Origin of the sequence: Methylophaga sp. UBA678 (assembly GCF_002299105.1) — a bacterium.
GTDB classification, from domain to species: Bacteria; Pseudomonadota; Gammaproteobacteria; order Nitrosococcales; family Methylophagaceae; genus Methylophaga; species Methylophaga marina.
The window spans coordinates 34,195-43,122 of the sequence record NZ_DBNG01000013.1; the positions used below are offsets into that span (position 1 = coordinate 34,195).

An 8,928-nucleotide genomic window follows, 5' to 3' on the forward strand; every position below is an offset into this window, starting at 1 on the left:
ACCGCTTTTCGAGTCAATAATATAGATTCCAACTATGGCTAAACAATCTACATCATCCAAAAACGTTATTCCGAGTCCATGCTTGCGGAAATGCTGTCTGGATGAGCGAGATGTCTGTTTGGGGTGCTTTCGTAAAATCGATGAAATTACTGGCTGGTCTGCCATGAATAATAATGAAAGACTAAAAACATTAGACCTTTGCCAGCAGCGAAGAAAACTACGTCTGGCACAAAAACGAAAAGCTAGATAATCAACTTAGACAGTGTTTTAAACTCGGGATGCCGTGCATCACCAAGGCATTCAAATAGCAGTGACTCAACATTGGTGATGATGGCCCCAGCCTCCCGCAGACGACTTAAGGCATTTTGATGTTTTTCCTTATGGCGTGAGCATACTGCCTCTTCAATCACAAAGACTTCATAGCCTTGCTTTAATAAGTCTAAAGCTGTTTGCAAAATACAAATATGGGTTTCCATACCCGTTAAGAATACCTGCTGGCATTGCGAGCTCTTCAGAGTTTCAACGAACGCGTCAACCTGCCAGGCTGAGAATGCTGTTTTCTCATATATCGGCGTGTTGCCAGGTAACAGAGCCTGTATATCAGAGTTTGTATGACCTAAGCCCTTAGGATACTGCTCGGTGACGACCACGGGCAGTGTTAATGCATCAGCCGCTTTGAGCAAGGTCATCACTGACTTCTGAACGTGTTCTTGTTGCTTTTGTGGCATCGCTGACAATAGCCGATCTTGAATATCGACTACTATCAGCATCCCCTTCCCTGCATTAGCTTTGGTGAGTTTCTGACTCACTTATGACGTCCCTTTTCCTAGCCAGTTATTTATATCGACTAAATCATTCACGCTTAAAATACCTGCCGCTTGTTTTAGGCGTAGCGTATCTAAAATGTAGTCATAGCGAGAACGGGCATAATCACGTTTTGCACTGAACAGATTACGACGCGCATTCAGTACGTCTACCGTTGTCCGTGTGCCAACATCGTATCCTGCTTCGGTTGACTCCAGGGCTTTTTCATTCGAAACCACCGCTTGTTTAAGCGCTTTAACACGGCTGATGCCCGACATCACACCATTGTATGACTCACGAGTTTGACGTGTCACCGCTCGACGCTGCTGTTCTTCAACTTGCATTGTCTCATCTAGACGATGGCCTGCTTCACGCGTTCTGGAAGAAACTGCACCACCAGAATAGATGGGTAGATTAAACTCAAGACCTATCGTTTCATTGCTCGCATTACTGCGACCGTTAATACCATCACTATCAGAGTTATAATTCTTCTGTGCCACAATACCTAATGAAGGGTAGTGACCACTACGTTGCAGTTCAATGGTTTGTTTTGCAGCTTCAACATTAATATTGGCGAGTAATAATGATGGGTTCTGTGAAATCGCTGTATCACTCCAGGCATCAATATTGGCTGGCTCGGGTTTGACCAACGGCGACTCACCGTATAAACCAACTAAGTCATCAATATATCTGCCAGCCGTCTCACGAAGTTGCTCTTGAGCATTAGCCAGATCGTTTTGCGCCTGAATCACTCGGGCATTGGCCAAATCATAAGCCGCTTGTGACTCCGTGATATCAGTGATCGTTGCCATGCCAACATCAAAACGCTGCTGCATTTGTTCTAATTGTTTGGAGATCGCTTCACGTTCAGCCAACGCAAAAGTGAGATCGTCCTGCGCACCCAAGACACCAAAATAACGCTCAGCTACACGTAACGTTAGCGCTTGCTCAGCGACTACGTAACTGGCATCAGCCCCTTTCATCGCGATTTCAGCTTGCGTTTTCTGAACAAAATTCTCACGTTTATACACTGACTGATTCAGACTCAATGTGTAACCATGACTGGTATAGTCCGTTTTACCTGCAAATAGACGGGATGATGAATCCAGCCAGGTTTTATTTTGATTCGCGGTTAATCCTACTTGTGGCAAAAAGTTAGCAATTGCCTGATCATCTAATTCTCCAACGGCCTGACGAGAGGCGGCCTCAGCCAGCAATTGAGGATCACTGTTGAGGGAGAGTTTATATACATCTAGTAAATCTTCAGCCCACACTACACCTGAAAATAATGTTGAGGCTATCAATGCGCTTAACGCAAATTTTTTCATTTTCCTTCCTTAGGAGTCATTCAATTAAATGGTATTCAATTGACTAATAAGTCGACATTGAATTATCAACATCCACAGCCCAGCTGTTCATGCCACCTTCAAGATTAATCACATCATTAAAGCCAACATGTTCGAGAAACTGACCTACTTGAGCACTTCGCTTGCCACTTCGACAAATAATAGCCACTGTTTTATCTTGATAAGAGCCTAACTCTTCGAGGCGTGATGGAATCTCATTCATAGGAATATGTATGGCCCCTTCAATCATTCCATGTATTAGCTCATGACTCTCTCTGACATCAATCATGACAGGAGGGACATCACTTAGTAATAAGGTGCTAAATTCAGTGGCGGTCATGTGTTTCATATTGTTACTCTGTTTTAAAATTCAAATGGTTGGCTGGGTTCAGCGTTAATCAAATATGGGATAACGGTCTCAAACAGAACTATGGTTTGCCATTCCCGTTCACTTGTTCGCGTGATTAATTGAACTGGCATTGCCGGTGCTTTACCAGTCGCGATAAGTAGTTTTCCGCCCACTTTCAGACTTTGTAAGTAGTCATCAGGAATATCGGCGCAAGCTGCTGTTAAGACAATGGTGTCCACACGCTCGACTAACGACCAACCTTGGCTGGCATCGCCCACCGTTAAGGTCACATTGCCGATACCTGCATGAGATAAACGTTGTGCTGCTCTTTCAGAGAGATCTGAATAAAACTCAACAGATATCACGTGACGTGCCAGTTTAGCCAATAAAGCGGTGAAATACCCGGAGCCGGTTCCGATTTCTAGGACATTTGTTTCAGGAGTAAGGCGTAAAGCCTGTAAAAATCGGCCTTCTAATATCGGTGATAACATGGTCTGCCCATGAGAGAGAGGCAGCATTGTATCGGCATAAGCCATCATCGCTAAATGCTCATCAACAAAATCAGCTCTGGACACCTCTGTCATCACGCTTAAAACGGCGTTATCAAGCACTTCACTGGGACGAACTTGCTGAACGACCATATTATGATGAGCATGATTTAGCAACGACACATTATTGCCCCTATCTTTGAGCTATAGCTGGTTAGGAGAATAAGGATAAGTGCTTTCTTATATAGGTGCAACCATAGAAGAATAAGGGAAATATCCAGTCACTTTGCCTATTCATGACTTTATAAAAGCAACGGTCGTGTGATTTTATTTTTTACCAGTAACACGATGGAATAAAGGCTCGTGGACAGATTCGCGAGAAAAGCGCCAGCAAGCAAGACTAATCGCCATAATGGAAAATCCTGTCACCACCATCACATCCGTCATAATAGAAAAATCACTGGTCGCACTGGGGACCGCATGTTTCATCAAGTCAACACCATAACTAAATGGATTGATTAAGACGATATACTTCAGCATCTCAGGTAATTGGGTGACGGGATAAAGCGCACCGCTTAAGAAAAATACCGGGAAGATGAAAAAATTCATAATCACGGCAAAGTTATCTAATGTTTTTGACCATGCAGCAATTAAACCACCTATTGCTGCACAACATACCGCTGTTGCTAGAGCGGGCAATAATAACCATAAGGCCACTTCTACCTCGATTAAGCCTATCACTGCCAGTATGATTAATAACAAAATGGCCTGAACCATCGCCGTGATGGCTGCAGCGATTAATTTGGCAATCACAATTAAATAATGCGGAATAGGGGCAATTAACATCATTCGCATCACACCAAATTCTTTGTCATAAACCAGGGTCAAGGCTGACAATAAAGCGGCAAATAATAAGGTCATCGCTACAATACCAGGCACCAGAAAGCTCAGATAACCCGCTTGTTGCTCACCCTGCAACATACTGCCCACACCAGAACCTATCACCAGCAACCATATCATGGGTCTGACCATGGCACTGAGTAGTCTTGCCCGTTGACGAAAGACTTTTGTCAGCTCTCTTGCTACGACAGCCTTAACCGCAAGCATATGTGTCATGTCACGACCCCATAATCAGGTGGACATACTGTCCATAGATACACATCATTCAAATTTGGTTTACGCCATTGCATCGCATTAACGGCATGACCAAGCGTTTTCTGCAGCTGATAAAAATCCGTTTCTTTGTCTTGGATACGATACGTCAGATGTTGATCTTCCCATAATGGCTCACCAAATTCTGAGCGCATCTGCTGACTGACCGCTTCGGTATCAGCACAATCAATTTCCAACATATACGCGGCTAGATTCTTAATCAGTTTTTTGGGAGAGCCACCTTTCTGTAGTTGCCCTTTTTGTATGAAGTCAACATGGTCGCAAGCTTCTGCTTCTTCGAGATAATGCGTGGTCAAAAAGACAGTCATCCCCTCATCTTTTCGAAGTTGTTCAATAAACCGCCAGATTGCACGCCGGTTAGGCAAATCCAAACCAATCGTCGGCTCATCCAGAAATAAAACCTGAGGTTTATGCAAGACACCTCGGGCAATATCAACGGCGCGTCGCTGCCCTCCAGATAGAGCGACTAATTTCTGATGTCGTTTTTTTTCTAAGCCAAATACCGACAGTAACTCAGCGATACGTTGTTCCGCCTGCTGTTTATTCAAATGATACAAAGCGGCGGCAAACTGTAAGTTTTCATCCACCGTCATCATCCGATCAAGCGCTGAATCCTGAAACACCAAGCCAACAGCAGCTCGGGTTTGAACGGCGTTTTTACTAACATCCAGCCCAGCAATCCATGCTTGACCCGATGAGGCAGACGTCATGGTGGTTAGCATATGAATGGTTGTACTTTTCCCCGCTCCATTCGGACCAAGCAATCCATAAAACTGTCCTGGTTCGATACTTAGATCGAGCCCATTAACAGCAAGGGCCTGACCATATTGCTTGGTCAGGCTCTTGCTTAGAATCGCATATTGATTTTTATAAGCCACAAATTTCTTTTGAGTTTTTCGGGTTTCTGAATACGAGCGGTTTAGCCGTATCAGCTGGTTTTTCAGCTTCCTGCCGCCCTTTTTCTATCGCTTCCAGGATCAGGTGATGATCAGGTGATTTAGTACAGACTGGATCGGCCATCGCAGGATCACCTGTCAGCATATAGGCTTGACAGCGACAACCACCAAAGTCTTTTTCTTTTTCATCACAACTGCGGCAAGGCTCTTTCATCCAGTCAAAGCCACGGAAACGATTAAAATCATTCGAGCCTTCCCAGATTTCCTTCACACTCAGTTCTTTGACATTCGGTAGTTCCATGCCTGGTAATTCACGAGCCGCATGACATGGTAGAGCGGTACCATCTGGTGTGACGGTCAGAAATACATTTCCCCAACCATTCATGCAGGCTTTTGGCCTATCCTCATAATAATCAGGGACAACGTAATAGATCTTCATATTACCTTTTTGCTTTTCCTGATATTCATGCGCAATAGCTTCTGCACGAACTAATTGTTCTTTCATTGGTAATAGTTGATCACGATTATGCATGGCCCAACCGTAGTATTGGGTTGTTGCCAGCTCAACATAATCGGCGTCAAGGTTGATAGCTAAATCCAGAATCTCATCGATCTGATCAATATTCTGACGATGTGTCACAAAACATAGCACCATCGGATAACCCGCAGCTTTTACTGCTTTTGCCATCTCAATCTTATGCTGAAAAGCATCGGTACCAGCAATCAAGTTATTAAGATCTTCTGAACTCGCCTGGAAACTGACTTGGATGTGATCCAACCCCGCCTCTTTAAATTCTTTTGCCTTGTCAGCATTCAACCCTACGCCTGAAGTAATCAGATTCGTATAAAAACCCAAGTTTCTGGCTTCACGGATAAGCTCAATCAGATCGGGGCGAGTTAATGGCTCACCACCTGATAAACCCAATTGGGTTGCGCCCATTTCACGGGCCTGGCGGAAAACGTTGATCCATTCTTCGGTTGTTAGCTCTTTTTTAACATTGGCAAAATCCATCGGATTGGAACAATAAGGACACTGCAATGGACAAGCGTAAGTAAGCTCTGCCAATAACCAAAGAGGCTGACGAATGCTGTCACGAACATTCATTCCGATAGCACCACCAGTACTGCCTGGTGCTTTATTCTGGTCTGATCCAGTCGTTGTCATGAGCTTCCTCCAAAAACTGATAGACGTCATCGTCTAAGTCAGCGCCATTAAAGGCTTCTTTAAGTTCAGCGATAAGCTCGCCGACGGTCTGCTTTTTTTCACTTACCCGCTTCAGAATTTCACCTGCAGCAGGATTTAATTTCACCATGCCTTCTGGGTAAAGCAGTACATAACAGTCCTGCGCTGGCTCCCATTGGAAACGGTAACCCAGAGCCAGAACAGGAATCGTGTCTGCATTAAAAATGCGATCGGTCATTTTTCAACTTCCATAAAATAAGGGGGACGTCCTTCAATATACGCCATCCACATCGCATCTAACATGGTCCATAGGATATCAAGCTTGAATTGCAGTAAATCAACAGCGCGTTGTTGTTTCTCACGAGTATCACAATAATCCAGTGTGATTTGTAAGCCATGGTCGACATCACGACGCGCTTCACTTAAGCGTTTACGGAAATAGCGGTAACCTCGTTCATCAATCCAGGGATACAAGTCAGGCCAGTTGTCTAGTCTTGCTTGATGAATCTTAGGCGCAAATAATTCTGTTAACGAAGACCCTGCCGCTTCCTGCCAGTTAGCCCGGCGCGCAAAATTAACATACGCATCTACCGCAAAACGAACACCTGGCAACACATGTTGATGTGATTCCAGTTCTTCTCTTGTTAAACCAACGGCTTCACCCAGTTGCAGCCAGGCTTCAATGCCCCCTTCTTCCCCATCATAACCATCGTGATCAAGAATACGTTGCACCCAATGTTTACGGACAGATGCATCTTCACAATTTGCCATAATGGCAGCGTCTTTAATTGGAATCGCCGTTTGATAATAAAAGCGATTAGCAACCCAACCTTGAACTTGTTTTTGGTCCAGCTTGCCAGCATGCATCAGTTTATGAAAGGGATGGTTAATATGATACAGCGACTCTTTTTCGCGTAATTTTTGTTCAAACTCTTCGCGTGTCCATGGTGCTGGTTTTTCTGACATGTCATGTTCCTCTAGAATCATCTTAGACTGTTAAAGCTCGATATCCATGCCGTCATACGACACTTCTATTCCAGCCGCTTCCAACGTTTTCCGCTGGGGTGATTCCTCGTTGAGTATTGGATTAGTATTATTAATATGTATCAGGAATTTGCGTGGCTTATCCATGCCACTTAGGATCTCCATAATGCCACCTTTACTAGACTGGTCCAGATGTCCCATTTCCTGCGCCCGTTTATTGCTAATGCCTTCGTGTGACATCTCGTCATCAGTCCAAACGGTACCATCAACAAGTACGACGTCAGCATTCGCCATATATTCCATAACGTGCGGTTCTGCTACACCTAATCCTGGTGCATAGAATAAATTTTTACCGGTACGCGTATCTTCTATACGCATGCCAATGTTATCGCCAGGCACCGTGTTATGACGATGCGGTGAATAAGGAGGTGCCTCACTCTTCAAAGGCACGGCAGTGAAAACTAATCCTTCTGCCGTGGGAATGGTGAAGCCTGACTCATCCGTCGCGATCTCATGATGATTAATGCCACGGAAATGTCCGAGAATGTTGAAAACAGGGAATCCTGTGGTGAGATCTTCGTATACGGCATTAGTGGTATATACATCCCAAGGTTTATTATGTTCTCTGAGAGTAAGCATGCCGGTGACATGATCAATCTGTGCGTCTGTGATGACTATCGCGGTGATGGCTGTATCTCTGACTTGTCTAGCTGGTTGTAAAGCAGGGAAGTCATCCAGTTGTTTTTTAATATCAGGGGAAGCATTAAACAAAATCCAATCTGTTCCGTTTGCACTGATAGCAATGGAGGATTGTGTGCGAGGACTGGCTTTAATTGTGCCCTCTCTTACACCTTTACAGTTAGTGCAATTACAATTCCACTGAGGAAAACCACCGCCGGCTCCCGAACCTAAAACATGTACAAACATAAATATCCTTAGAAACTTGCATTAGACCAGATAAGACTTTAACAAATTTTATCTGGTATAACGTTGCCCGGAGCAGAATGCCCCGGGCATACATCAAAACCGTGATTAACGGTTGCAGATGTACATGGTTACTTCAAAACCAAAACGCATGTCTGAATATTCAGGTTTAGTCCACATAACTATATCCTCTCTAAAATTGTTTTATTTAATGTCATCCAACCTATTTGGAAGACGATTAGATAGTACACAGCGAATAAACTTGTTTCGTCAGGATTCCCCGCCTTGCCATTCAGGATTTTCCTGATTCAAGGATCGCCGGGAAAAGCTTTACCTGCCTATAATCCACAAAAATGGCTGTGTTAAAAACCGTCAAAATTAGCTCAATGCTCGGGAAGATCTTCTTACCTGTCTCAGGTAAAAAACACCCAGTTAAAAATGCATTTATGCTCACGACTATTCTTGGTTGTCTTTATACAATATGTTCATTAGAGAATTTTTCAGCTTCTTTAATGATTTTGTGGTTTACCACATGATTGCATTACCTATATTTCATTTTAACCAGGCCTTGTGCCTGGTTTTTTTTTTCAAAAAAAAGACCCGACATCAAAAGATGCCGGGCCTTTTTATTCAGATTAAGATTACAAAATAATCTATATCATCTGGGTCTTACAGGCTGAATACACTCAGAACACCACCCAGATTAGTCCAGCTAGACAATGCACGGTATGCACCGACTGCGCCGAGACCATCTGTTTCGTTTTCTAAGCTTGGGATCGCC

12 protein-coding genes are annotated in these 8,928 nt (G+C 43.9%); 1 reads left to right on the plus strand and 11 read right to left on the minus strand.

All coding sequences use genetic code 11. The features are described 5' to 3' along the window. Positions 1–34 precede the first annotated feature (34 nt). Positions 35–250: a DUF1289 domain-containing protein gene (locus tag B3014_RS07910; RefSeq protein ID WP_286303811.1), complete on the plus strand. Its 216-nt coding sequence runs from the start codon at positions 35–37 to the stop codon at positions 248–250. Here B3014_RS07910 and B3014_RS07915 read toward each other — a convergent pair. The 11 genes from B3014_RS07915 to pqqA form a co-directional block, all read right to left on the minus strand. Beyond that, positions 243–809, minus strand: coding sequence for a hydrolase (locus B3014_RS07915; protein WP_289243096.1), 567 nt, complete (start codon positions 807–809; stop codon positions 243–245). The genes B3014_RS07910 and B3014_RS07915 overlap by 8 nt on opposite strands. Continuing rightward, entirely contained in the window at positions 810–2,132 is a 1,323-nt protein-coding gene (locus B3014_RS07920) for a TolC family outer membrane protein (protein WP_286303809.1), read from the minus strand. It lies immediately after the preceding gene. Positions 2,133–2,175: 43 nt separating this feature from the next. After that, on the minus strand, positions 2,176–2,499 hold the full coding sequence (locus B3014_RS07925) for a rhodanese-like domain-containing protein (protein ID WP_289243095.1): 324 nt from the start codon (positions 2,497–2,499) through the stop codon (positions 2,176–2,178). A gap of 14 nt (positions 2,500–2,513) precedes the next feature. Then, the gene (locus B3014_RS07930) at positions 2,514–3,170 is read right to left on the minus strand and encodes a protein-L-isoaspartate O-methyltransferase family protein (protein ID WP_289243094.1); all 657 of its coding nucleotides are present in this window, start codon (positions 3,168–3,170) and stop codon (positions 2,514–2,516) included. Between the two features lie 144 nt (positions 3,171–3,314). Next, positions 3,315–4,103: an ABC transporter permease gene (locus B3014_RS07935; RefSeq protein WP_286303806.1), complete on the minus strand. Its 789-nt coding sequence runs from the start codon at positions 4,101–4,103 to the stop codon at positions 3,315–3,317. After that, positions 4,100–5,038, minus strand: coding sequence for an ABC transporter ATP-binding protein (locus B3014_RS07940; protein WP_289243093.1), 939 nt, complete (start codon positions 5,036–5,038; stop codon positions 4,100–4,102). The genes B3014_RS07935 and B3014_RS07940 overlap by 4 nt, the downstream gene beginning before the upstream one ends. Next, the gene (gene pqqE, locus B3014_RS07945) at positions 5,028–6,221 is read right to left on the minus strand and encodes a pyrroloquinoline quinone biosynthesis protein PqqE (protein WP_286303803.1); all 1,194 of its coding nucleotides are present in this window, start codon (positions 6,219–6,221) and stop codon (positions 5,028–5,030) included. Before pqqE ends, B3014_RS07940 begins: the two co-directional genes overlap by 11 nt. Then, positions 6,193–6,477, minus strand: a complete 285-nt coding sequence (gene pqqD / locus B3014_RS07950; RefSeq protein WP_284723182.1) for a pyrroloquinoline quinone biosynthesis peptide chaperone PqqD — start codon at positions 6,475–6,477, stop codon at positions 6,193–6,195. Before pqqD ends, pqqE begins: the two co-directional genes overlap by 29 nt. After that, positions 6,474–7,205: a pyrroloquinoline-quinone synthase PqqC gene (pqqC, locus tag B3014_RS07955; RefSeq protein WP_286303802.1), complete on the minus strand. Its 732-nt coding sequence runs from the start codon at positions 7,203–7,205 to the stop codon at positions 6,474–6,476. The genes pqqD and pqqC overlap by 4 nt, the downstream gene beginning before the upstream one ends. 30 nt (positions 7,206–7,235) lie before the next feature. Next, positions 7,236–8,150, minus strand: a complete 915-nt coding sequence (gene pqqB, locus B3014_RS07960; RefSeq protein WP_289243092.1) for a pyrroloquinoline quinone biosynthesis protein PqqB — start codon at positions 8,148–8,150, stop codon at positions 7,236–7,238. Between the two features lie 105 nt (positions 8,151–8,255). Next, entirely contained in the window at positions 8,256–8,327 is a 72-nt protein-coding gene (pqqA, locus tag B3014_RS07965; protein ID WP_081443609.1) for a pyrroloquinoline quinone precursor peptide PqqA, read from the minus strand. Positions 8,328–8,928: the final 601 nt, after the last annotated feature.

What these genes read in the sequence shown, in the direction of transcription:
- pqqE (WP_286303803.1), bottom strand. Translation starts at nt 6,221, where the DNA reads ATGACAACGACTGGATCAGACCAGAATAAAGCACCAGGCAGTACTGGT.
- B3014_RS07935 (WP_286303806.1), bottom strand. Translation starts at nt 4,103, where the DNA reads ATGACACATATGCTTGCGGTTAAGGCTGTCGTAGCAAGAGAGCTGACA.
- pqqB (WP_289243092.1), bottom strand. Translation starts at nt 8,150, where the DNA reads ATGTTTGTACATGTTTTAGGTTCGGGAGCCGGCGGTGGTTTTCCTCAG.
- pqqC (WP_286303802.1), bottom strand. Translation starts at nt 7,205, where the DNA reads ATGTCAGAAAAACCAGCACCATGGACACGCGAAGAGTTTGAACAAAAA.
- pqqD (WP_284723182.1), bottom strand. Translation starts at nt 6,477, where the DNA reads ATGACCGATCGCATTTTTAATGCAGACACGATTCCTGTTCTGGCTCTG.
- B3014_RS07910 (WP_286303811.1), top strand. Translation starts at nt 35, where the DNA reads ATGGCTAAACAATCTACATCATCCAAAAACGTTATTCCGAGTCCATGC.
- B3014_RS07925 (WP_289243095.1), bottom strand. Translation starts at nt 2,499, where the DNA reads ATGAAACACATGACCGCCACTGAATTTAGCACCTTATTACTAAGTGAT.
- B3014_RS07920 (WP_286303809.1), bottom strand. Translation starts at nt 2,132, where the DNA reads ATGAAAAAATTTGCGTTAAGCGCATTGATAGCCTCAACATTATTTTCA.